Origin of the sequence: Sagittula sp. P11, assembly GCF_002814095.1 — a bacterium.
Taxonomy (GTDB): Bacteria; Pseudomonadota; Alphaproteobacteria; order Rhodobacterales; family Rhodobacteraceae; genus Sagittula.
This window is the reverse complement of record NZ_CP021913.1, coordinates 1,385,167-1,407,874: the sequence shown is the minus strand read 5'-3', so window position 1 is coordinate 1,407,874 and position 22,708 is coordinate 1,385,167. Positions and strand designations below refer to the sequence as shown.

The window sequence follows — 22,708 nt, the reverse complement described above, 5'->3', positions numbered from 1 at the left end:
TTTGCCGGGGGCCTGCCCAGCCAAGCGCGCCGGGGCCGTGGCGTCAACGGGGCTAGCGGTCCTCGGTGCGGCCCTTGCGGCTTTCCCAGGTGCGGGTGACCGGAGAGGGCAGGTCCCGCGGGTGCCGTCCGCGCGCCGCCGCCAGTTGTTCCCGCGCGTCGCGGGAGTGTTCGGGAGCGGGTTTGGCCGAGCCGGTGATGGGGCCGGAAAGGGGGCCGGAGATCGGGCCGGGGGCGCGCCCGTCGGGCGGCGTCAGGATGTGCCTGAGCAGCGCCACGGGATGTGCGCGCAGCGACAGGCGCATGGCGACGTAATCCTCCACCACCTCCTCGCCCTCGGTCATGCGGGGCAGGTCGGCCATGACCTCGCGGATCGCCTCGCCCTCCATGTCGCGGGCGAAGAGCGGCAGGTCGGGGCCGCGGTGCAGCGCCTGGGCCTCCCACAGCGCCTCGCGGCGGTTGAGCCCGATGCTGGCAAAGGCGTCGGCCTCCGCGAGGCGGCCCAGCACCTTGGGCGACAGCCCCGCCCGCCGCCAGACGTCGCGCACGGTGCGGTAGCCGTTGCCGCGGGCGCGGGCGATCCACTGGGCGTCGTCATCGCCCAGCCCCTTGATCTGGCGGAAGCCCAGCCGCAGCGCCAGCCCGCCCCGCCCGTCGGGTTCCAGCGCGTTGTCCCAGTAGCTGGCATTGATGTCGATGGGCCGCACGGTGACGCCGTGTTCGCGGGCGTCGCGCACGATCTGCGCGGGGGCGTAGAACCCCATCGGCTGGGAGTTCAGCAGCGCGCAGGCGAAGACCGCGGGGTGGTGGCACTTCAGCCAGGCGGAGGCATAGACCAGCAGCGCGAAGCTGGCGGCGTGGCTTTCGGGGAAGCCGTACGACCCGAACCCCTCGATCTGCGAGAAGCAGCGCTCGGCGAATTCCTCGTCGTAGCCGTTGTCGCGCATCCCCTTCAGGAACCGCGTGCGGAATTCGCTGACCGAGCCGTGCTTCTTGAAGGTGGCGAGGGACCGGCGCAGGCGGTCGGCCTCCGTCGGGGTGAAGTTCGCGCCGGTGATCGCGATCTGCATCGCCTGTTCCTGGAACAGCGGCACCCCCAGCGTCTTGCCCAGCACCTCCCCCAGCGCGTCGGAGGGGAAGCTCACCCGCTCCTCGCCGTTGCGGCGGCGGATGTAGGGATGGACCATGTCGCCCTGGATCGGGCCGGGCCGGATGATCGCCACCTCGATCACGAGGTCGTAGAAGTTGCGCGGCCGCATCCGGGGCAGGAAGTTCATCTGCGCCCGGCTTTCCACCTGGAAGACGCCGAGGCTGTCGGCCTTGCAGAGCATGTCGTAGACCTCCGGGTCCTCGGGCGGCAGGGTGGCCAGCGTGTGCGTGGTGCCGTGGTGCGCCTTGAGCAGGTCGAAGGCCTTGCGGATGCAGGTCAGCATCCCGAGGCTCAGCACGTCGATCTTCAGGATGCCGAGCGCGTCGATGTCGTCCTTGTCCCAGCAGATCACCGTGCGCCCCTCCATCGTGGCGTTCTCGATCGGCACCAGTTCGTCCAGCCGCCCCTCCGTCACGATGAAGCCGCCGACGTGCTGCGAGAGGTGCCGGGGGAAGCCGATGATCTCGTGGATCAGCTCCATCGTCAGCTGCAGGCGGCGGTCGGTCGGGTCGAGGCCGATCTCGCGCATCCGCTTCTCCTCCATCCCGGAGGTGGAGAAGAACCCCCAGAGCTGGGAGGAGAGCGCGCCCAGCGTGTCCTCGCTGAGGCCCATGGCGCGCCCGACCTCGCGGATGGCGCGCTTGCCGCGGTAATGGATGACCGTGGCGCAGAGACCCGCGCGGTGGCGGCCGTAGCGTTCGTAGATGTGCTGGATCACCTCCTCGCGGCGCTCGTGCTCGAAGTCGACATCGATGTCGGGCGGCTCGTCCCGGGCCTCCGACACGAATCGCTCGAAGACCATGGTGCCGATCTCGGGGCTGACGGAGGTCACGCCGAGGCAGTAGCAGGTGATCGAATTGGCCGCCGAGCCGCGCCCCTGGCAGAGGATGCCGCGCTCGCGGGCGAAGGCCACGATGTCGCGGACGGTGAGGAAATAGGGCTCGTACTTCAGCTTCGCGATGAGGGCGAGTTCATGGTCGAGCTGGGCACGGGCCTTGTCGGGGGCGCCCTGCGGGTAACGCCAGGCCAGCCCCTCGTGCGCGAGGCGGGAGAGCCGCTGGCTGGCGGTCTCGCTCCCGGTGATCTCGGAGGGGTATTCGTAGCGCAGGGAGGCGATGTCGAAGGTGCAGCGCCGCGCCAGCTCGGCCGCGCGGGTGACGGCATCGGCGTGGGGGCCGAGCAGGCGGCGCATCTCGTCGCCGGAGCGCAGGCGCTGCTCCGCGTTGGCCAGGGCGTGACGGCCCAGCCGGTCGACCCGCTGGCGGGTGCGGATGGCGGTCAGCACGTCGGCCAGACGGCGGCGGCGGCCATGGTGCATCATCGGCTGGGCGGTGGCGACGGTGTCGATGCCCAGCCGCGCCGCCAGCCGGGCCAGCGCATCGAACCGGCGGGCATCCTGCCCGTCGTAGCGGGGCGCCAGCGCGAGGTGCAGGCGCCCGGGGGACAGGGCTGCGCCGTCCGGCGGGGAGACCGGGTCATGCGGCGCGGCGCCCACGTCCATACCGTCGGAGGGGGCGGAGGAGGCCCGGGCAAGGCGGCGCGACAGCTGTTCCGCTTGTGACAGCCACCCGCCCGCGCCGCCCGTCACCGCGGGGACGCGTGGCGGATGGAGAATGGCCTCCCACCCGCCCATGTCCTCGGGCAGGTCGGCCAGGGAAAGGTCGCAACGGCCCTTTTCGGCCCGCTGCCGCCCGACGGAGATCACCCGGCAGAGATCCGCCCAGCCCTGCCGGGAAGTGACCAGCACCGTCATCTCGATGCCCTCGCGGAACACCAGCCGCGCGCCGGGAATCACCCGCGGCACCGTGTCGACCGGCGCCCGGGGCGGCGCTGGGGCCCCCGGCGGCGCGGGCGGACCGATCAGCCCGTCGCGGGCGACGATCTCCTCCCGCTCGCGGATCTGGTAGGCGATCTCCTTCGCCTGGCTGTGGGCCCGCACGATCCCCGCGACGGAGTTCTCGTCGCATATGGCAATCGCCTCGATGCCGAGAAAGGCGGCACGTTCCACGTACTCCTCCGGATGCGAGGCACCGGTGAGGAAGCTGAAGTTGGACGTGATGCAGAGCTCGGCGAACATGCCGGCCAGATTAGTTCATGTTTTGTTCCTTTTGGAGTCGATACCCGCTGCCTTGTCATTCAGCCTGCCGGACCAGGCCCGGGGCCGGAAAGCAGGTAGTTGGACCAAGATGAAGGACATGGCGCGCTTTCCCCTTCATCTTGGTGCAAATACCTTGGGGGGTGCGGGGGGCAAAGCCCCCCGCCGGTCGGATTGGCGTCAGCCGATCCGAAACCGCTCAGTTCGTGCGGTGGGGGCCGAAGAGCGCGGTCAGCCCCAGCAGTACGCCTGACACCGTGGCAATCATCCCGGCGGCAGAGACCGACGCAGAGCTGCCCAGCCAGAGGGGGCCGTACCCGGCCAGGACATACCCCAGGACGGCGGAGAGTGTGGCAAAACCCAGGGACCAGGCCACCTGGCGTTCCAGCCGGTTGGTCATCAGGCGGGCGCAGGCGGGGGGGCAGATGAACATCGCGATCACGATGATCGAGCCTACGGCGTCGAAGGCCGCCACGGCCGCGAGTGCCGCCATCGTCACGATGCCCAGCGAGATCAGCGTCACCGGCAGGCCGAGGGTGCGGGCGAAGGCTTCGTCGAAGGTGGCGAGCTTCAGCGGCCGCCAGAACAGCCATGTCGCGACCGAGACCACGGCGAGCGCCGCGGCCATGCGGCCCAGTTCCGGCGGCAGCGTGGCGAGCGCGGCGGGATCCGTCAGTGCGCTCCATGAAAAGCCGTCGAGCCAGATCAGGCTTTCGAGGTTGCCGTAGAGCGCGTGCTCCACGTCGAGGTGCACCGACGCGGTGTCGGTCTGTTCCAGCAGCAGCACGCCGCCGGCGAACATCGCGGTGAAGACGACACCCATGGCCGCGCCGGGTTCCACCCGGCCAAGCCGCCGGACGGCCTCGATCAGGACCACGGCGACAAGTGCTGCCCCGGCGGCACCCAGCATCATCGGCACGGCGGCGATCGTGCCGGTCACGAGGAAGGCGACCACGATTCCCGGCAGCACGGTGTGCGAGATCGCGTCGCCGATCAGCGCCTGCCGCCGCAGCAGCAGGAAGTTGCCGGGCAGGGCGCAGGCCATCGCGGCCAGCGTGCCGATCAGCATCGGCGGCAGGGAGAGGGCGAGGAACTCGGGGTTCATGACGCACCCCCCGGGATAGGGGCGGGCGGCGCCCGGCGGGATACGCGGGTGTGCTGCGCCGGTTGTGGGGCGTGTGCGGGCTTCGCGATTCGGATCGGATCGGGCAGGGCGGTCATGCCACTGTTCCCTTCGGGCCAAGGCGGGTGTCCAGCGTGGCGATCTGGTCGCGGGTCAGGATGTCCTCGATCCGGGTCAGGCCGTCGTCGCGTGCGGCGAGTTCGGACAGGTGGGGTGCGCGGCGCAGCGCCTGCCAGCGGGCCTCGTCCAGGGCCTCCTGCGCGGCGCGGGCGCGGCCCCTCTCGGTGGGGACGCCGTCGGCGCGCAGCAGGCCGTTGGCGCGGAGCATGCGGCGGGTGAGGTCTTCGTAGACCGGCTGGCCGTGGGCGAGCGCCAGAAGCCCCTGCCGCAGGTGCACCCGGCGTTGCAGGCGGCGGTGACGCACCACGGTGGCCAGCACCCCGCGCCCCGGTGCGGCGATCAGCGACAGGGTGAAGAGGGCGAAGGAGGTCAGCACGATGATCGGCCCGGTGGGCAGTTGCGGTGCGGTGGCCGACAGCGCCGCCCCGGCATAGCCCGACGCGCCGCCGATCAGCCCGGACAGCATCGCCACATGCGGCGCGCGGTCGGTCCAGAAGCGGGCGGCGACGGGCGGGATGATGAGCAGGGCGACGATCAGGATCAGCCCGACGATCTTCAGCCCGGTCACGGTCACCGCCATCACCAGCGTCATCAGCGCCATGTCGAAGGCCGGCACGTTCAGGCCCCGCTGCGCGGCATAGCCTTCGTCAAAGGCGATCATCAGGAGCGGGCGGCGCAGGAGCAGCGTGGCGGCCAGCGTCAGCGCGCCCCCGGCGGCGATCAGCAGCGCGTCGCTTTGCAGCATCCCCGCGGTCGAGCCGAGCAGGAAGCTTTCGAGCCCGGCCTGCCGTCCGGCGGACATGGTCTGGATCACCGTCAGCAGCACCACCCCCAGCCCGAAGAAGACCGAGAGCACGGCGCCGATGGCCGCGTCCTCGGAGAGGCGGGTGCGGCGGGTCAGCCAGGCCGTGAGCCAAAGGCCGATCCAGGCGGACACGGCGCTGCCTGCCATCAGCCCGGCGAGGTTGCGGCCCTCGCCGCCGAAGGCGACCATCAGAAGGAAGGCGCAGGCGAGGCCGGGCAGGGTTGCGTGGCTGATCGCATCCGAGACCAGCGCCCGCTGGCGCAGGAAGAGGAAGGCACCGACGGTGCCCGCCGCCAGCCCCAGCGCGGCGGCGCCGAGCGCGACCAGCGTCGCGTTGTAGCCGAGTTGCAGGGTCAGCGCGTCGAGAAGCATGGTGCGGGGTCGTGTCCTTTGGGCAGTGTCGGGGAAGCGGGGTCCGGATCAGGCGGTGTTCGGCAGGCCGGTCCGCTCCGGTCCGCCCTGATGCAGGCGCGGGTCGGGCAGTCGCCCGCCGTAGGTGGAGGCCAGCGCCTTTTCGGTGAAGGTCGTGGCTGTGGGTCCCTCGGCCATGCGGCGGCGGTTGATCAGGAAGACCCGGTCGAAGTAGCGCGGCACGGTGGCGAGGTCGTGGTGCACCGACAGCACGGTGCGCCCTTCGTCGCGCAGCGCGTGCAGGACGGTGATGATCGCGCTTTCGGTGGCGGCGTCTACCCCCGCAAAGGGTTCGTCCAGCATGTAGAGGTCGGCCTTCTGCGCCAGCGCCCGCGCGAGGAAGACCCGCTGCTGCTGGCCCCCCGAAAGCTGGCCGATCTGGCGGTCGGCGAAACCCTCCATCCCCACGCGGGAGAGGCAGGCCAGCGCCGCGTCGCGGTGGTGCTTGCGGGTGCGTTTCAGCAGGCCCAGTTCGCGCCAGAGGCCCATCAGAACGACGTCCATGACCGTGGTCGGGAAATCCCAGTCGATGGAGGCGCGCTGCGGCACGTAGGCGATCCGGTGGCGGGCCGCTTCGAGCGGGGCGCCCCAGGCGGTGACACGGCCGGCGAGCGGCCTGATAACCCCGAGCGCCGCCTTCAGCAACGTCGACTTGCCCGCGCCGTTGGGGCCGATGATCGCGGTCATCGTGCCGGGCGCCAGCGTCATGTCGATGGAGAAGATCACCGGCTCGCCGCCATAGGAGACGGTCAGCCCGCGCAGGGCGAGCGGCGCCGCCGAGAGGTCCTCGGTCACCGGGCGTCCGGCGGATGTGGCGAGGTCGGGGCCGCGCATTTCAGATCCCTGCATTGAGCGTGCCGTTCATGCCGCGGTCCGGGGCGGTGCCGCCGAGCGCGTTGCAGATCGTGGTCACGTTGTGGTCGATCATGCCGATCCACGTGCCCTCGTAGGTGCCGGGCTGGCCCATGGCGTCGGAGAACAGCTCTCCGCCGATGCGAACGTCGGCGCCGCGCGACGCGGCCCCTTCGATCAGCGCGCGCACGTTGCGGTCGGAGACCGAGCTTTCGACGAAGACCGCGCCGATGCCGCGCGTCACGAGCGTGTCGACCAGCATGGCGATGCGCTGCAGGCCGGCCTCGGATTCGGTGGAGATGCCCTGGATGCCCAGGACCTCGAAACCGTATTCGGCCCCGAAGTAGGCAAAGGCATCGTGGGCGGTGACGAGGACGCGGGCGGGTTCCGGCACGGTGGCCAGCACCTCTGCCGCGTAGGACTGGAGCCCGGCCAGCTCCGCGAGGTAGGCGTCGGTGTTGGCGGCGAATGTCTCGGCCTGGTCGGGACGCAGGCCGGTCAGCGCGTCGCGGGTCGCCCCGACCGCGTGCCGCCAGTGGCGGGGCACCATCCAGACGTGCGGGTCCGGGCGGCCTTCGTAGATCGTGTTGTGCAGGATGTCCTCTGCCGGGACGGATTCGGCAACCGGCACCACGGGCACGCGGCTGGACAGGGTTTCGAAGAGGTCCTCGAGCTGCGCTTCGAGGTTGAGGCCGTTGCGCAGCGCCACGTCGCCCCGGGTCAGGGTGACGATGTCGGAGCGGGTCTGGCGGTAGCCGTGCGGATCGACGCCCGGGCCCATCAGCGCGGTCACCTCGGCCAGCCCGCCCGCCACGTTGCGCGCGGTGTCGGCGATCATGCCCGTGGTGGCGGTGACCCTGAGCGGCGGCGCGGCGTGGCCCCTGCGCGGCAGGAGGGGAAGGGCGGCCGCGGCGCCAAGGAAGGTCCGGCGTGTAAATGTCATGTAAGCTGTCCTTTCCCGGTTGAATATGAGAGTCATTCGCAAGAAGTCAATATTGATGCGACTTAGTCGCAAGAAAAGACGGGGATGGCACGATTGTTGTCGCTTGAACGGTCAGCACGATCCATGCCAAGCCCGGTCCGGACGAGATAGGGCCGGACAGGGAGTGGCGCTTGACCGATTTCGCGACCCTGACGCTGGACGGTAGCGGGCTGGAACGGCAGCCGCGGGTGAAGGAATCCTTTTGGGAGGACGACTACCTCGAGCGGTTCGACGCGCGCACGCTGTGGCTGGATGCGGTTTGGCGCGACGGGGTGGTGCGGCTGATCTGCCCGCGGCTGAACAACCTTGCGCCTGCCCTGCGCGGCGCGCGGTTCGCGCTGGACGGGCGGGCGGTGCGGGCGCGGTTCCGGACCTACGACCGCCACACGGTGATCTCGCTGCCGTTTGCGCGCTGCCCCGCGGCCGTCTCTGTCGAGGTGGGCGGCTGGCGGGGGGAGAGCGCCGTGCACGGGCCGGAGGCGGGTTTTGCCGGGCGCAACGTGCTGGTCACCCTGTCGAAGGACAACGACCCGGCGTGGATCGAGGACTGGGTGCGCTTCCACATGATCCACCACGGCGCCGACGCGGTGCTTTTCGTCGACAACGGCTCGGAGGAGTACGGGCGCGCGGCGGTGCAGGCGGCGCTGGAGGCGACCGGCGTGCCGGTGGCGCGGGTGCTCTCGACCTCCGTGCCTTACGGGCCGCGCGGCAGGAAGCCCTACGCCAACTCCGAGCTGTTCCTGCAGTTCTGCGTGCTGAACGCGGTGCGGCACAGGTTCCTGTGGGAGGCCCGCGCGGTGCTGAACTGCGACCTGGACGAGCTGGTGATGTCGGAGGTGTCGATCTTCGACCGGGCGGTGGCGAGCCGGTTCGGTTATGTCGCCTTCCCGGGCTACTGGGTGCATCCGGAGCCGGGGTTCGAGGGCGTGCCGTTCCACGCGGCGCATGGCTGGCGCGACGATCCGGCGCAGGCCTGTCCCGACAAGTGGTGCATGGTGCCCTCGGGGCCGTTGCGCGGGTTCGAGTGGCGCCAGCACCGGCTGGAGCGGCTGCCTTTCCCGACGTGGTTCCGCGCGAAGGATGCCTGGTTCTGGCACTGCCGCAACATCACCAACGGCTGGAAGCTTCTGAAACGCACGAAGGTGCGGGACAACACGGTGCCTGACGGGCGGTTGCGGGAGGCGGTGGCGGTGCTGCCGCAGCGGCCGGGGTGAGGTCTGCGACTATGGGTTGGGCGGGCTGTGTGGCTGTCGGAGCAGGGTGGCGCGGAGCCCCACCCTACACCGGGTGCGCGGGGTATCCGGCGTGGCGTATGGCCCGCGCGCCGGGATTTGAGTATTTGCAAAGCAGAGAAGCGGGAGGCGTCTGATGCAGGCCAATCCGGTATGGTCCCTGGCGATGGTCTGCGTGTTCGTCGTCATGGCGGCGTCGAACTGGCGGCGGACGCGCATCCGGCGCATGGCGCGCGACCTGCCCACCGCGCTGAGGCGGCGGCTGGGCGAGGCGCCGGAGTACGAGGCGCCCGACGAGGAGGCCTTCCGCGACTACACGGCGCGGCACCGGCGGCTGACGCGGGTGATGCACGTGGCCTGGGCGCTGGCGGCGCTGTGGCTGGTCTATGTCGGGTATCTTGCGTTGGGAGGGCAATGAATTGGCAAATAAACAAGACCTTCAAGAGTGGATCACAGCAGCTCTAAAAGCGCTTGGTGGGGAGGCTCACCTGACTCGGATTGCTCAGCATATCTGGGAGAATCATGAAGCCGAACTGCGGCGTTCAGGTGATCTGTTCTTCACGTGGCAGTACGATATGCGATGGCAGGCACAGCGCCTCAAAGACGCAGGCAAACTGGAAAAGCTCAGCAGGAGTTGGCGTCTGACCGACGGGTGAAATCGGGCTGAATGCGCCAGATCCCTTGGAGTCGGGCAGGGCCGTGACCGGCATCCGCTTTGGCGGGGAACTTCGCGAGTCGAAGGTATTGGCGCGCGAAGCATACAGTCGCTTGAGGAAGGTAATCCTCTCCGCCATGCGATGCCCGCCCGGAAAACGGGCAGGCGGTGGCGGGAGTGGCGCGGCTTTGCCATCTGCGCCGGCGCGACATTGAGAATTCACATTTGCGCTGCTATATTCAGAGGCAGCCCGGCGCCGGGGCGTGTCACAGGCGCGCTATCCGAAGGAGGACAATGTCCTGTCTGCAATGGCACATGCGGGTACACCCGCTGAACGGGGTCAGCCGATGACGGCGCCGACCCATCCGGACCCGACGAGCAGCGAGATCCTCGCCACGGTCCTCTCCACCCTCTCCGACAACAAGGCCGAAGACGTCGTGCAGATCGACCTGCGCGGGAAGTCTTCTGTCTGTGACTGGATGGTGATTGCCTCCGGCCGGTCGACCCGGCAGGTCGCCGCGCTCTCGGACAAGCTGGCCGAGACCCTGAAGTCGGAGCTGGGCGTCCAGTGCAAGATGGAAGGCAAGGACATCGGGGACTGGGTGCTGATCGACGCGGGCGACGTTGTCGTGCACGTGTTCCGCCCCGAAGTGCGCGAGTTCTACCAGCTCGAGAAGATGTGGATGCCCGCGACCGCTTCGGCCTGATGAAAGGTCCGGACGCGACGTGAAAGTGCACCTGTGCGTGGTGGGCCGGCTGAAGGCCGGTCCGGAACGCGCCCTGATCGACGATTATCTCAAGCGGTTCGACCGCAGCGGCCGGTCGCTTGGCCTTGGCCCTGCGCGCGTGGTCGAGGTCGACGACCGCAAGGGCGGCGGCATGGCGGCAGAGGCCGTGCTGCTGCGCAAGGCGCTGCCCGGCGGCGCGAAGCTCTGTACCCTCGATGAGCGCGGCGCGCTGATGACCTCGCCGGAGTTCGCCGGAAAGCTGGCGGACCTGCGCGACGGCGGCCGTTCCGACCTGGCCTTCGTCATCGGTGGCGCGGACGGCATCGACCCCGGCCTGCGCGCCGAGGCGGATTTTTCGCTCAGTTTCGGTGCGATGGTCTGGCCGCACATGCTGGTGCGGGTGATGCTGGCGGAGCAGCTGTACCGGGCGGCCTCGATCCTGGCCGGGGCGCCGTATCACCGGGCCTGAGATCCGGCCCGGCCGCCGTCAGCTGTAGGCGATCCAGAGCAGGATCGCGCCGAGGATCACCCGGTAGATGACGTAGGGCGTGAAACTGACGCTGCGCAGCAGGCGCATCATCAGGGTCAGTGCCAGAAGCGCCGCGAGGAAGGCAAAGGCGGCGCCGATCAGCGCGTCCTTCACCACCACCGTGTCGTCGCCGGTGAGCACGTCGAGGCTCAGCAGCGCGCCGGAAGCGAGGATCGTCGGGATCGACATCAGCATGGCGAGCTTCGCGCCGTCGGTGCGGGTGTAGCCCAGCATCCGCGCGGCGGTGATCGTGATGCCCGAACGCGAGGTGCCGGGGATCAGGGCGACGGCCTGCCAGAGCCCCATGATGATCGCGTCCTTCAGCGACCAGTCGGTGTCGGTCTTCTCTTCCTTGCCGGTGCGGTCGGCCCACCAGAGCACCAGCCCGAAGACCAGCATCGTCCAGCCGATCACGGCGGTGGAGCGCAGCATCTCGTCGATGCCGAGGACCTTCAGCACGAGGCCCGCGACGATCACCGGGATGGTCGAGACGATCAGCAGGAATGCGAGCCGGGCGCCCGGTGTGTCCATATGTCCCGTTAGCAGGCGGGGCAGGCCGGAGACCGCCTCTTTCACATCTGCCCGGAAATACAGCAGCACGGCCCCCAGGGTGCCCACGTGGACGGCAACGTCGATGGCGAGGCCCTGATCCTGCATTCCGGTCAGGTTGGGCAGAAGAATCAGGTGACCCGAGGAGGAAATCGGGAGAAACTCGGTAATACCTTGGATCAGTGCGAGAATCAGGAGTTGGGTCAGCGGCATCGAGCGGCTCCGGCAAATCGGTCAGCTTCGGTATAACCCCCTGTTTCTCAGAGAAAAGAGTGAAAATAGGTCCGGTTTGCTACCCATATTTCGGCCCGGAAGGCCGAATATCGGTATTCGGGGGTGTGAAAATCGCCATTTAGGTCAGCACTTATGACTTTTATTCCGTATCAAGCTTCGGTACAGAGGCGGCGATACGAGGTTGACCCCTGCAAGAGGTTTCACGACACATGGCCAAGCAGCCGATGCTGAAATTCGTCACCACCGAGCGCCAGATGCCGGACAAGCGTGACGCGAACGTCCGCAACAAGGATTTCAACGAGATCTACGCGGAGTTCGCCGACGCCCGTGCGAAGGAGCAGGCGGCGCGGTGTTCGCAGTGCGGCGTGCCTTACTGCCAGAGCCATTGCCCGCTGCACAACAACATCCCCGACTGGCTGCGGCTGACCGCGACCGGGCGGATGGAGGAAGCCTACGAACTGGCGCAGTCCACCAACACCTTCCCGGAGATCTGCGGCCGCATCTGCCCGCAGGACCGCCTGTGCGAAGGCAACTGCGTGATCGAGAAGTCGGGCCACGGCACCGTCACCATCGGCACGGTGGAGAAGTACATCCTCGACACCGCGTGGGAAAACGGCTGGGTGAAGCCCGCCTCGCCCGCGCGGGAGCGCGAGGAGTCGGTCGGCATCATCGGTGCGGGTCCCGGCGGCCTTGCCGCGGCGGACATGCTGCGCCGCGCCGGTGTGCAGGTCACGGTCTATGACCGCTACGACCGCGCGGGCGGGCTGCTGACCTACGGCATCCCCGGCTTCAAGCTGGAGAAGGACGTGGTCATGCGCCGCGTCAAGCAGCTCGAAGACGGCGGCGTGCGCTTCGTCATGAACTGCAACGTCGGCGACGACATGTCCTTCGACGAGATCCGCGCACAACACGATGCGGTCATCATCGCCACCGGCGTCTACAAGTCGCGCGACCTCGGCGGGCCGGGCGCGGGCGCAAAGGGCATCGTCAAGGCGATCGACTACCTCACCGCCTCCAACAAGTCGGCCAACTTCGGCGACACGGTGGCGGAGTTCGAGGACGGCACGCTGAACGCCAAGGGCAAGAAGGTCGTGGTGATCGGCGGCGGCGACACCGCCATGGACTGCGTCCGCACCGCGATCCGTCAGGGCGCCGAGAGCGTGAAATGCCTTTATCGCCGCGACCGCGCCAACATGCCCGGGTCGCAGCGCGAGGTGCAGAACGCCGAGGAAGAGGGCGTTGTCTTCGAATGGCTGACCGCACCGGCGGGCTTCAAGGGTGGCGACGTCGTCAGCGCGGTGAGCGTGCAGAAGATGCGCCTTGGCGCGCCGGATGCCTCGGGCCGCCAGCGGCCGGAGCTGATCGACGGATCGGACTACGACGAACCGGCGGACCTGGTGATCAAGGCGCTCGGCTTCGAGCCGGAAGAGCTGCCGACGCTCTGGGGTGTGCCGGGCCTCGACGTGACCCGCTGGGGCACCGTCAAGGCGGAGTTCACCACCGGCCGCACGGCGCTTCCGGGGGTCTACGCGATCGGCGACATCGTGCGCGGTGCCTCGCTGGTGGTCTGGGCGATCCGCGACGGGCGCGACTGTGTCGAGGCGCTGTTAAAGGATCTTGACGCAAAGACGGCCGTGGCGGCTGAATAACCTTTGAGTTGCGGGAATTGCGTTGCAGTTCCCGCCATGGATGCGCTTTCCGGCCGTTTCGACCCCCTGAACCGGCCGGTTGTTAACCTCCTGAAGCGGCGCCCGCGCGGGGCGGCGTGCGACGTTCACAAGTGTTAAGGGTCCGCAGCGCTGACCCGAACCGGCAAAAGGGTTGAGGATGCGTAAATCGGTGCAGCGCATGGTGACGGCGGGGCTTTCGGCCCTCCTGTCGTGCTGCCTGCCGGTGGCGCTGGCCGCGCAGTCGGCGGTCTTTGCACCGCCCGAGGGCTGCACCGCCTACCTGACCGTTCAGCACCGCGATTGCCGGGTGGAGCATCACTACACCTGCGCCGCCGCGGGCACCGACCGATTCCGCGAGGTCTTTACCGACGAGGGTCCGGTTTACCAGAGCCGGATCGACGCGCAGGCGCAGTGGATCACCAGCCGGCAACTGCCGGGCGGTGCACCCACGGTGACGCTGCTGCCGGCGAAGGACCCGGCGTCGATGGACACGCTTCTGGAGACCGGCACCGACAGCATGGATTTCGAGCAGCGCACGCCGGACGGCAGCGTGCAGCGGGTCACCGGCGAGGACCGGATCGTCGACCGCAACGTGGTGATCGACGGCGAGCCGCTGTACCGCACCGTGTTCGAGGTCAACTTCCTGAATGCCGACGGCAGCGTGATGGGCACCTACACCGGGTCGGAGTATGTCTCTCCCGTGCACCGCCGGTTCTTTGCCGGGCGCGGCAAGGCGGTGTTCGACGGGGTGGAATCCTCGTTCGACCGGACGCCGAAGGAGTTCATCTATCCCGGCGAGCCGGGCTTTGGCGCGCTGGAGCCGATCTATGACTGCGGCGTGATGATGAGCGCGCTGGAGCCTGTTGCGGAACCTGTGGCGGAGCGGGTGCGATGAGCGCGCTGCGGTCCGGGCCGCAGACCGGCGGCTGCATGTGCGGGGCGGTGCGCTTTACCGCCACCGAGGTGCCGGTGAACGTGGGCGCCTGCCACTGCGAGATGTGCCGCCGCTGGACCGGCTCGGCGCTGATCGGTGTGACGGTGCCGACGGAGAAGGTGACGTGGGAGGGGCCGGTCTCGGTCATCGCCTCGTCGGACTGGGCGGAACGGGGGTTCTGCGGGCGCTGCGGCTCGGGGCTCTATTTCCGGGTGACGCAGGAGAGCCGGTGGTTCGGCAACACGGAGCTGCCCATCGGCATCTTCGACGACGCCTGCGGCTTCGAGATGACGAACGAGATCTACATCGACCACAAGCCCGACAGCTTCGCCTATGCGGGGGACGGGCGGCGCCTGCTGACGCGGCAGGACTGCGTGGAACGCTTCGGCGTGCTGGAGGGCGGCGGCCCGGAGGATTAAGGTCCGCGCGCCGTGGCGGCGTGGGGACAGTTGAGTATTTGGAAAGCAGAGAAGCAGGGGCTTCGGCGCTTTCCGGGAACGGGGCCGGAAGGCTCATCTGGAAACCGGGCCGCGCGGCCCGCGGGACTGAGACGGCCCTCCGGGGCCACGAATGGAGGGCGTGAGCCATGACCAAATACGATGCAGAGTGGGTCCGGGCCGAGGAAGCCAAGCGCAAGTGGATGTCGGAGAACGGCATGTACCACGAGAGCGAGGAGCATTCCTCGTGCGGGGTGGGTCTTGCGGTCAGCCTTGACGGCAAGCCGTCGCGCAAGGTCGTGGAGGCGGGCATCGGCGCGCTGAAGGCGATCTGGCACCGCGGCGCGGTGGATGCGGACGGCAAGACCGGCGATGGCGCGGGCATCCACGTGCAGATCCCGGTGCCGTTCTTCTACGATCAGGTCGAGCGCACCGGCCACACGCCGCGCAAGGACGAGCTGCTGGCGGTGGGCCAGGTGTTCCTGCCGCGCACGGATTTCGGCGCGCAGGAGGCCTGCCGGACCATCGTGGAGACCGAGGTCCTGCGGATGGGCTACTACATCTACGGCTGGCGTCATGTGCCTGTGTCGGTGGCCTGCCTCGGCGAGAAGGCCAACGCGACGCGGCCCGAGATCGAGCAGATCCTGATCTCGAACGCGAAGGGCGTGGACGAGGAGCAGTTCGAGCGCGAGCTTTACGTGATCCGGCGGCGGATCGAGAAGGCGGCGGCGGCGGCGGGGATCGCCGGGTCGGGCGGCCTTTACATCGCGTCGCTGTCCTGCCGGTCGATCATCTACAAGGGCATGATGCTGGCGGAACAGGTCAGCGAGTTCTACCCGGACCTGCAGGACGAGCGGTTCGAGAGCGCGTTCGCGATCTATCACCAGCGCTATTCGACCAACACCTTCCCGCAGTGGTGGCTGGCGCAGCCGTTCCGCATGCTGGCGCACAACGGCGAGATCAACACGCTGAAGGGCAACGTCAACTGGATGAAGAGCCACGAGATCCGCATGGCGTCTTCGGCGTTCGGCGACCTCGCGGAGGACATCAAGCCGATCATCGCAACCGGGTCGTCGGACTCGGCGGCGCTGGATTCGGTGTTCGAGGTGCTGGTGCGCGCCGGGCGGAACGCGCCGATGGCGAAGACCATGCTGGTGCCGGAATCCTGGTCGAAGCAGGCCATCGAGCTGCCGGAATCCTGGCGCGACATGTATTCCTACTGCAACTCCGTGATGGAGCCGTGGGACGGTCCGGCGGCGCTGGCGATGACCGACGGGCGCTGGGTGTGCGGCGGGCTCGACCGGAACGGTTTGCGGCCGATGCGCTACGTGGTGACCGGCGACGGCATGCTGATCGCGGGCTCCGAGGCGGGCATGGTGCCGGTCGACGAGGCCACGGTCCGCGAGAAGGGCGCGCTTGGCCCGGGCCAGATGATCGCCGTCGACATGAAGGACGGCAAGCTCTACCACGACGTGGAGATCAAGGACCGCCTGGCGGCCAGCCAGCCGTTCGGCGAGTGGGTCGGCAAGATCACCGAGCTTGACGCCGCGCTGAACGCCATCACCGAGAAGCCGATCTTCGAGGGCGCCGAGCTGCGCCGCCGGCAGATCGCGGCCGGCTACTCCATCGAGGAGCTGGAGCAGGTGCTGGCGCCGATGGCGGAAGACGCCAAGGAGATGATCGCGTCGATGGGCGACGACACGCCCTCGGCCGTGCTGTCGAAGAAGTACCGCCCGCTGTCGCATTACTTCCGCCAGAACTTCAGCCAGGTGACCAACCCGCCGATCGACTCCCTGCGCGAATTCCGCGTGATGAGCCTGAAGACGCGCTTCGGCAACCTGAAGAACGTGCTGGACGAGTCGTCGAGCCAGACCGAGATCCTCGTGCTGGACACGCCGTTCATCGGCAACGCCCAGTTCGCCGAGCTGCAGAAGCACTTCAACGCGCCCTGCGTCACGCTGGACTGCACCTTCACACCCGGGCCGGACGCGCTGCGGGACGGTCTGGCGCGCATCCGGGCCGAGGCGGAGGATGCCGTGCGCTCCGGCGCGGGCCACCTCATCCTGACCGACGAGCGGACTTCGGAAGACAAGGTCGCGATGCCGATGATCCTTGCCACCAGCGCGGTGCACAGCCACCTGACGCGCAAGGGGCTGAGGACCTTCACCTCGATCAACGTGCGGTCGGCGGAATGCATCGACCCGCATTACTTTGCCGTGCTGATCGGCGCGGGCGCGACCACCGTGAACCCCTACCTCGCCGAGGACAGCCTGGCGGACCGCATCAAGCGCGGCCTGCTGGACATGACCCTGACCGAGGCGGTGGCGCGGTATCGCGAGGCCATCGACCAGGGCCTTCTGAAGATCATGTCGAAGATGGGCATCTCGGTCATCTCGTCCTACCGCGGCGGCCTGAACTTCGAGGCCGTGGGCCTCAGCCGTGCGATGTGCGCCGAGTACCTGCCCGGCATGCTGTCGCGCATTTCCGGCATCGGCGTGAAGGGCATCCAGAAGAAGGCCGAGGAGGTGCACAGGCTGGGCTTCCTGTCGGGCCGCGACGTGCTGCCCATCGGCGGCATCTACAAGGCGCGCAAGTCCGGCGAGACCCACGCATGGGGCGCGCAGGTCATGCACCTGATGCAGGCGGCCTGCGACCGGGCGTCCTACGAGCTGTGGAAGCAGTATTCCAACGCGATGCAGGCGAACCCGCCGATCCACCTGCGCGACCTTCTGGCGATCAAGCCGCTGGGCAAGCCGATCCCGCTGGAAGAGGTCGAGTCGATCACCGCGATCCGCAAGCGGTTCGTGACGCCGGGCATGTCGCTGGGGGCGCTGTCGCCCGAGGCGCACAAGACGCTGAACGTCGCCATGAACCGCATCGGGGCCAAGTCCGACAGCGGCGAGGGTGGCGAGGACCCGGCACACTTCGTGCCGGAACCCAACGGCGACAACCCGTCGGCGAAGATCAAGCAGGTGGCTTCGGGCCGGTTCGGCGTCACCGCCGAGTACCTGAACCACTGCGAGGAGCTTGAGATCAAGGTTGCCCAAGGCGCCAAGCCCGGCGAGGGCGGCCAGCTGCCCGGCATGAAGGTCACCGACCTGATCGCGCGCCTGCGTCATTCGACCAAGGGCGTGACGCTGATCTCGCCGCCGCCGCACCACGACATCTACTCGATCGAGGACCTTGCGCAGCTGATCTACGACCTCAAGCAGATCAACCCGCGCTGCAAGGTCACGGTGAAGCTGGTGGCGTCCTCGGGCGTCGGCACCATCGCGGCGGGCGTGGCGAAGGCCAAGGCCGACCTCATCCTGATCTCGGGCCACAACGGCGGCACCGGGGCGTCTCCGGCGACCTCGATCAAGTACGCCGGCCTGCCGTGGGAGATGGGGCTGTCCGAAGCGCACCAGGTGCTGGCGATGAACAACCTGCGGTCGCGGGTCACGCTGCGGACCGACGGCGGCCTGCGCACGGGCCGTGACATCGTGATGGCTGCCATGATGGGCGCCGAGGAGTTCGGCATCGGCACCGCCGCGCTGATCGCCATGGGCTGCATCATGGTTCGTCAGTGCCAGTCGAACACCTGCCCGGTGGGCGTCTGCACCCAGGACCCGGCGCTGCGCGAGAAGTTCACCGGCAACGCCGACAAGGTGGTGAACCTCATTTCCTTCTACGCGACGGAAGTGCGGGAGATCCTCGCCGAGATCGGTGCACGCTCGCTTGCGGACGTGATCGGCCGGGCGGACCTGCTGACGCAGGTGTCGCGCGGGGCGGAACATCTCGACGACCTCGACCTGAACCCGCTGCTGATCCGCGTGGATGGCTCCGACTCGATCCAGTACAACCGCGACAAGGATCGGAACCCGGTTCCCGATACGCTCGACGCGGAGATCGTGCGCGATGCGGCGCGGTTCCTGAAGGACGGCGAGAAGATGCAGCTGTCCTACGCGGTGATGAATACGCACCGGACCGTGGGCACGCGGACCTCGTCGCACATCGTGTCGAAGTTCGGGATGCGCAACGCGCTGCAGCCCGATCACCTGCACGTCAAGCTGACCGGCTCTGCCGGGCAGTCGCTGGGCGCCTTCGCGGCCCCGGGGCTGAAGCTGGAAGTGTCGGGCGACGCCAACGACTATGTCGGCAAGGGCCTGTCGGGGGGCACCATCGTGGTGCGTCCGCCGCTGGTCTCGCCGCTGGTGGCGTCGGAGAACACGATCATCGGCAACACCGTGCTGTACGGCGCGACCGACGGCTACCTGTTTGCCGCAGGCCGTGCCGGAGAGCGGTTCGCGGTGCGCAACTCCGGTGCGAAGGTCGTGGTCGAGGGCTGCGGGTCGAACGGCTGCGAGTACATGACCGGCGGTGTCGCCGTGATCCTCGGGCCGATCGGCGCGAACTTCGGTGCGGGGATGACGGGCGGCATGGCCTACCTGTACGATCCGGACGACCAGGCGCGCGACATGATGAACATGGAAAGCCTGGTGACCTGCCCGGTGACCGTGTCGGCCTGGGAAGACCAGCTGAAGGACCTGATCGAGCGTCACCTGGCCGAGACCCGGTCGCAGCGCGCGGCGGAGATCCTGCAGCACTGGGACCTGGAGAAGGCGCACTTCGTTCAGGTCTGCCCGAAGGAGATGCTGAACAAGATCCCGCATCCGCTGGGCATCGAGGAAAGCCTCGCCGTTCCGGCGGAGTGATCCCCGCGCAAGACATCGAAGGTCCCTGCCCCCGGGCGGGGACCTTTTTTTATCGGCTTTGGACGGGCTCTGGCTGGACGGGCGCGGGGGAGGGGACATGATCGAACTGACGGGGCGGCTGATCTGCGCCGACGCGGCAGAGGCGGAGCGGGTGCGGCAGGCGCTGCCCGAACACGTGGCGCTGACCCGCGCGGAGCCGGGCTGCCTGTCGTTCGAGGTGGAGCCCAGCGGTCCGCTGGTCTGGCGCGTTGCAGAGCGATTCACCGATTCCGCCGCCTTCGAGGCGCATCAGAAACGTATGCGTGAAAGTGAATGGGGTAGGACAACCGCAGGGATAAAGCGCGACTACGAAATCCGCGAAATTGGTTGACGTTAGGTCAAAAACCTCTTTCTCGCCACTTTTGCGCGCGGTCGGGGCCACCTTCCGAAGCAATATAGGGGGCGTTGGTAAGGGGTTCCCTTTTGACGGTAACAAGTGGTTCGCCTGGCCGTACGGGCAGGCTGCGGGGCGTCCTTCGGGGCGCTCCTTTTTTTGCTCTCGAACCCGCCGCCCGTCAGTGTAGACAAGGGGGATGGCAAGACGGGCAAAAGCGGCGCGCAAGACGGACGCGCGGAAGACAAAGAGCGACAAGGCGCGCACGGCGGGCAGGCTTCCCCTGAAACGGAGGCTGCGCAGGCTCGTGCTGCGGGGGGTGGTGCTGATGGCAGGACTGGTGGTCGTGGCGGTGGCGCTGTTCAGCGTGGTCGACCCGCCGATGACGCACACCATGTGGGTGGAGCGGTCGCGGCTGGGCGCGCTGGAACGCGACTGGGTCGACTTCGAGGACATCGCGCCGGTCATGGCCCGCTCTGCCGTCGCGGCGGAGGACGCCAATTTCTGCGAGCACTGGGGCTTCGACATGGGCGCGATCCGGGCGGCGATCTCGGAAGGGGCGGCGCGCGGCGGGTCGACCATCAGCCAGCAGGTGGTGAAGAACGTCTACCTCTGGCAGGAGCGGTCGTGGTTCCGAAAGGGGCTGGAGGCCGGCATGACCCCCATGGTGGAGGCGCTGTGGTCGAAGCGGCGCATCCTCGAGGTCTACCTGAACGTGGCGGAGTTCGGCGAGGGCGTCTTTGGCGTGGAGGCCGCGGCGCGGCACTACTTCGGGGTGAGCGCCGATGCGCTGAGCGCGCGGCAGGCGGCGCTGCTCGCGGCAGTCCTGCCCAACCCGAAGGAGCGCAACGCCGGGCGGCCCTCGAACTCTGTCGACCGGCGGGCGCGGTCGATCCAGGACGGCGCGGCGACGATTGCCGCCGACGGGCGGGACGACTGTTTCGAAGGATGAGCGGCGCTTCGGCGCGCCGTGGCCGGGACGCGTGGAGGCGCTTGAATCCCGGTGGCCTTGACCTCTATTAGTGGGGGGCTCCCCGACCATACAGGACTTAAATGGCCAAGCTTTATCACGTTCCTCTTTCACCGTTCTGCCGCAAGGTGCGGTTGAGCCTCGCCGAGAAAAAGATCGAATGCGAGCTGGTGGAGGAACGCTACTGGGAGCAGGACCCGGACTTCCTGCGGCGCAACCCGGCGGCCAAGGTTCCGGTGATCCGGATCGACGGCAAGACAATGGCCGAGTCGGCGGCGATCTGCGAATGGATCGAGGAGAAGTATCCCGAACCCTCGCTGATGCCGCGCTCTGCCGATGCGCGCTACGAAGTGCGCCGGCTGGTGGGCTGGTTCGACGACAAGTTCCACAACGAGGTGACGTCGAAGCTGCTTTACGAGCGGGTGAACAAGAAGATGATGAAGGCCGGCTTCCCCGATAGCGGCAACGTCAAGTCGGGCGCCAAGGCGGTCAAGTACCACCTCGACTACATGGCGTGGTTGCTGGATCACCGCCGCTGGCTGGCCGGGGATTCCATGACGCTGGCCGATTTCGCCGCCGCCGCGCACCTGTCGTCGCTGGACTACATCTCGGACGTGGACTGGAACCGGTCGTCGGTGGTCAAGGACTGGTACGCGAAGATCAAGTCGCGCCCCGCCTTCCGCTCGATCCTGGCCGACCAGGTGCCGGGCTTCCCGCCGCCCGCCCATTACGCCGACCTCGACTTCTGAGGCCGGTTGCCCTGCGCGGCATGACGTGCCGCGGTCGGGGACACTTCGGACAGAGAGGAACGGGGGTCGCGTGCAGGATCTGACGGCAGCGCTGAAGCGGGAAGCGGCAGAGGTCGGGTTTTCCGACTGCCGTGTCGCCCGCGTGGCGGACCTGCCCGAGGTGATGTCGCGGCTGCAGGCCTTTGTCGGTGCGGGCTACCATGGGCAGATGGGCTGGCTGGCGGAGCGGATGCACTGGCGCGGCGATCCGGCGGCGCTCTGGCCCGAGGCGCGCTCCGTCGTGATGCTGGCGGAGGACTACGGCCCCGACGAGGACCCGCTTGCGGTGCTGGACCGGCCGGAACGCGGCGCGGTCAGCGTCTATGCCCGCCATCGCGACTATCATGACGTGGTCAAGAAGCGGCTGAAACGGCTTGGCCGCTGGCTGATCGAGGCGGCAGAGGCGGAGGGCACGGCGGGGCCGGAAATCAAGGTCTTCGTCGACACCGCGCCGGTGATGGAGAAGCCGCTGGGGCAGGCCGCGGGTCTCGGCTGGCAGGGCAAGCACACCAACCTCGTGTCGCGCAGGCTGGGGTCGTGGTTCTTCCTCGGCTGCATCTTTACCACGCTCGACCTGACGCCGGACGGAGCGGAAGCGGATCATTGCGGTTCGTGCCGCCGCTGCCTCGACGTCTGCCCGACCGATGCCTTTCCCGCGCCCTACCGGCTGGATGCGCGGCGCTGCATCTCCTACCTGACGATCGAGCACAGGGGCCCGGTGGACGAGGCGCTGCGCCCCGGGCTGGGCAACCGCATCTACGGCTGCGACGACTGCCTTGCGGTCTGCCCGTGGAACAAGTTCGCAGGCGTGGCGCAGGAGGTGAAGTATCACGCCCGCGACGACCTGCGCGCCCCGCCGCTGGCCGATCTGGCGGCGCTGGACGACGCCGGATTCCGGGCGCGGTTCTCCGGCTCTCCGATCAAGCGGATCGGGCGCGACCGCATGGTGCGCAACGTGATGTATGCCGTGGGCAACTCGGGCCGGGCGGCGCTGGAGCCGGTGGCGCAGGGGCTGTGCGACGACCCCGACGAGGCCGTCCGGGACGCGGCCCGCTGGGCGGTTGGGCGCCTGCGCGGCAAGGGCTGACGGGGCGCGGCAGTTCGGTCACATTTCGCGGATTGCCGAAAAAACAGTAGACGCCACGGCAACGTGACTCTTGCGCGGGCGTTCATTCCGTGATGGAATCCGATTTGCCGAGTGGGGGGACGTGCTGCCAATACGCATTCACTCGAAATGTACAGGTTCCTGCGAGAGCAGGGCTTCGGAACGCTGCGATGCAAGCCGTGGATGTCCGGAGGGGTATTGACGGGCGCAGAGCTGCCATCTCCGCGCCCGAGGCGACTTGCGTGTTCTTGGGAGAAAGCGTTGTCACCCGCC

At 68.4% G+C, this 22,708-nt stretch carries 19 protein-coding genes; 13 read left to right on the top strand and 6 right to left on the bottom strand.

Features of this window, described 5'->3' with window-relative positions:
• Nucleotides 1-52 precede the first annotated feature (52 nt).
• The 5 genes from CDO87_RS06855 to CDO87_RS06835 form a co-directional block, all read right to left on the bottom strand.
• A complete protein-coding gene (locus CDO87_RS06855) occupies nt 53-3,226 on the bottom strand; it encodes an error-prone DNA polymerase (RefSeq protein ID WP_100928092.1) in 3,174 nt (1,057 codons plus the stop codon).
• Nucleotides 3,227-3,443: 217 nt separating this feature from the next.
• Nucleotides 3,444-4,349 carry a metal ABC transporter permease gene (locus CDO87_RS06850; RefSeq protein ID WP_100928091.1) on the bottom strand — a complete coding sequence of 302 codons (906 nt, stop codon included), beginning with the start codon at nt 4,347-4,349 and terminating at the stop codon, nt 3,444-3,446.
• Between the two features lie 112 nt (nt 4,350-4,461).
• Nucleotides 4,462-5,664, bottom strand: coding sequence for a metal ABC transporter permease (locus tag CDO87_RS06845; RefSeq protein WP_100928090.1), 1,203 nt, complete (start codon nt 5,662-5,664; stop codon nt 4,462-4,464).
• A 48-nt stretch (nt 5,665-5,712) separates the two neighbouring features.
• Nucleotides 5,713-6,537 carry a metal ABC transporter ATP-binding protein gene (locus CDO87_RS06840; RefSeq protein WP_100928089.1) on the bottom strand — a complete coding sequence of 275 codons (825 nt, stop codon included), beginning with the start codon at nt 6,535-6,537 and terminating at the stop codon, nt 5,713-5,715.
• A 1-nt stretch (nt 6,538) separates the two neighbouring features.
• Nucleotides 6,539-7,498: a metal ABC transporter solute-binding protein, Zn/Mn family gene (locus CDO87_RS06835; protein WP_100928088.1), complete on the bottom strand. Its 960-nt coding sequence runs from the start codon at nt 7,496-7,498 to the stop codon at nt 6,539-6,541.
• A gap of 170 nt (nt 7,499-7,668) precedes the next feature.
• Between CDO87_RS06835 and CDO87_RS06830 the strand changes: the two genes are divergently transcribed.
• The 5 genes from CDO87_RS06830 (at nt 7,669) to rlmH (ending at nt 10,621) form a co-directional block, all read left to right on the top strand.
• Complete coding sequence (locus tag CDO87_RS06830) at nt 7,669-8,751, top strand: hypothetical protein (RefSeq protein ID WP_100928087.1); 1,083 nt, start codon at nt 7,669-7,671, stop codon at nt 8,749-8,751.
• A 154-nt stretch (nt 8,752-8,905) separates the two neighbouring features.
• Nucleotides 8,906-9,187 (top strand): hypothetical protein, encoded by a 282-nt coding sequence (locus CDO87_RS06825; protein ID WP_100928086.1) that lies wholly within the window; start codon nt 8,906-8,908, stop codon nt 9,185-9,187.
• A 1-nt stretch (nt 9,188) separates the two neighbouring features.
• Entirely contained in the window at nt 9,189-9,425 is a 237-nt protein-coding gene (locus CDO87_RS06820) for a hypothetical protein (RefSeq protein WP_100928085.1), read from the top strand.
• A gap of 346 nt (nt 9,426-9,771) precedes the next feature.
• Nucleotides 9,772-10,131 (top strand): ribosome silencing factor, encoded by a 360-nt coding sequence (rsfS, locus tag CDO87_RS06815; RefSeq protein WP_198521834.1) that lies wholly within the window; start codon nt 9,772-9,774, stop codon nt 10,129-10,131.
• Nucleotides 10,132-10,150: 19 nt separating this feature from the next.
• Nucleotides 10,151-10,621, top strand: coding sequence for a 23S rRNA (pseudouridine(1915)-N(3))-methyltransferase RlmH (rlmH, locus tag CDO87_RS06810; RefSeq protein ID WP_100928083.1), 471 nt, complete (start codon nt 10,151-10,153; stop codon nt 10,619-10,621).
• 18 nt (nt 10,622-10,639) lie between these two features.
• On the opposite strand, the gene CDO87_RS06805 is transcribed toward rlmH, so the two are convergent.
• On the bottom strand, nt 10,640-11,443 hold the full coding sequence (locus tag CDO87_RS06805; RefSeq protein ID WP_100928082.1) for an undecaprenyl-diphosphate phosphatase: 804 nt from the start codon (nt 11,441-11,443) through the stop codon (nt 10,640-10,642).
• Between the two features lie 230 nt (nt 11,444-11,673).
• Between CDO87_RS06805 and CDO87_RS06800 the strand changes: the two genes are divergently transcribed.
• The 8 genes from CDO87_RS06800 to queG all read left to right on the top strand — a co-directional run bounded on the left by CDO87_RS06800 (nt 11,674) and on the right by queG (nt 22,417).
• Nucleotides 11,674-13,113 carry an NAD(P)-dependent oxidoreductase gene (locus CDO87_RS06800; RefSeq protein ID WP_100928081.1) on the top strand — a complete coding sequence of 480 codons (1,440 nt, stop codon included), beginning with the start codon at nt 11,674-11,676 and terminating at the stop codon, nt 13,111-13,113.
• 178 nt (nt 13,114-13,291) lie between these two features.
• Entirely contained in the window at nt 13,292-14,029 is a 738-nt protein-coding gene (locus CDO87_RS06795; RefSeq protein ID WP_100928080.1) for a hypothetical protein, read from the top strand.
• Nucleotides 14,026-14,487, top strand: coding sequence for a GFA family protein (locus CDO87_RS06790; RefSeq protein WP_254698358.1), 462 nt, complete (start codon nt 14,026-14,028; stop codon nt 14,485-14,487). The genes CDO87_RS06795 and CDO87_RS06790 overlap by 4 nt, the downstream gene beginning before the upstream one ends.
• A 167-nt stretch (nt 14,488-14,654) precedes the next feature.
• Nucleotides 14,655-19,199, top strand: a complete 4,545-nt coding sequence (gene gltB, locus CDO87_RS06785; RefSeq protein ID WP_100928079.1) for a glutamate synthase large subunit — start codon at nt 14,655-14,657, stop codon at nt 19,197-19,199.
• Between the two features lie 97 nt (nt 19,200-19,296).
• A complete protein-coding gene (locus tag CDO87_RS06780; protein WP_100928078.1) occupies nt 19,297-19,569 on the top strand; it encodes a putative quinol monooxygenase in 273 nt (90 codons plus the stop codon).
• A 202-nt stretch (nt 19,570-19,771) separates the two neighbouring features.
• Nucleotides 19,772-20,524, top strand: a complete 753-nt coding sequence (mtgA, locus tag CDO87_RS06775; RefSeq protein WP_100928077.1) for a monofunctional biosynthetic peptidoglycan transglycosylase — start codon at nt 19,772-19,774, stop codon at nt 20,522-20,524.
• A 101-nt stretch (nt 20,525-20,625) separates the two neighbouring features.
• Nucleotides 20,626-21,291, top strand: coding sequence for a glutathione S-transferase family protein (locus CDO87_RS06770; RefSeq protein ID WP_100928076.1), 666 nt, complete (start codon nt 20,626-20,628; stop codon nt 21,289-21,291).
• 70 nt (nt 21,292-21,361) lie between these two features.
• Nucleotides 21,362-22,417: a tRNA epoxyqueuosine(34) reductase QueG gene (queG, locus tag CDO87_RS06765; RefSeq protein WP_100928075.1), complete on the top strand. Its 1,056-nt coding sequence runs from the start codon at nt 21,362-21,364 to the stop codon at nt 22,415-22,417.
• The last annotated feature ends 291 nt before the right edge of the window (nt 22,418-22,708 follow it).

What these genes read in the sequence shown, in the direction of transcription:
- CDO87_RS06795 (WP_100928080.1), top strand. Translation starts at nt 13,292, where the DNA reads ATGCGTAAATCGGTGCAGCGCATGGTGACGGCGGGGCTTTCGGCCCTC.
- rsfS (WP_198521834.1), top strand. Translation starts at nt 9,772, where the DNA reads ATGACGGCGCCGACCCATCCGGACCCGACGAGCAGCGAGATCCTCGCC.
- CDO87_RS06825 (WP_100928086.1), top strand. Translation starts at nt 8,906, where the DNA reads ATGCAGGCCAATCCGGTATGGTCCCTGGCGATGGTCTGCGTGTTCGTC.
- CDO87_RS06800 (WP_100928081.1), top strand. Translation starts at nt 11,674, where the DNA reads ATGGCCAAGCAGCCGATGCTGAAATTCGTCACCACCGAGCGCCAGATG.
- CDO87_RS06840 (WP_100928089.1), bottom strand. Translation starts at nt 6,537, where the DNA reads ATGCGCGGCCCCGACCTCGCCACATCCGCCGGACGCCCGGTGACCGAG.
- CDO87_RS06845 (WP_100928090.1), bottom strand. Translation starts at nt 5,664, where the DNA reads ATGCTTCTCGACGCGCTGACCCTGCAACTCGGCTACAACGCGACGCTG.
- gltB (WP_100928079.1), top strand. Translation starts at nt 14,655, where the DNA reads ATGACCAAATACGATGCAGAGTGGGTCCGGGCCGAGGAAGCCAAGCGC.
- CDO87_RS06805 (WP_100928082.1), bottom strand. Translation starts at nt 11,443, where the DNA reads ATGCCGCTGACCCAACTCCTGATTCTCGCACTGATCCAAGGTATTACC.
- CDO87_RS06850 (WP_100928091.1), bottom strand. Translation starts at nt 4,349, where the DNA reads ATGAACCCCGAGTTCCTCGCCCTCTCCCTGCCGCCGATGCTGATCGGC.
- CDO87_RS06780 (WP_100928078.1), top strand. Translation starts at nt 19,297, where the DNA reads ATGATCGAACTGACGGGGCGGCTGATCTGCGCCGACGCGGCAGAGGCG.
- CDO87_RS06855 (WP_100928092.1), bottom strand. Translation starts at nt 3,226, where the DNA reads ATGTTCGCCGAGCTCTGCATCACGTCCAACTTCAGCTTCCTCACCGGT.
- CDO87_RS06770 (WP_100928076.1), top strand. Translation starts at nt 20,626, where the DNA reads ATGGCCAAGCTTTATCACGTTCCTCTTTCACCGTTCTGCCGCAAGGTG.
- mtgA (WP_100928077.1), top strand. Translation starts at nt 19,772, where the DNA reads ATGGCAAGACGGGCAAAAGCGGCGCGCAAGACGGACGCGCGGAAGACA.
- CDO87_RS06835 (WP_100928088.1), bottom strand. Translation starts at nt 7,498, where the DNA reads ATGACATTTACACGCCGGACCTTCCTTGGCGCCGCGGCCGCCCTTCCC.
- CDO87_RS06790 (WP_254698358.1), top strand. Translation starts at nt 14,026, where the DNA reads ATGAGCGCGCTGCGGTCCGGGCCGCAGACCGGCGGCTGCATGTGCGGG.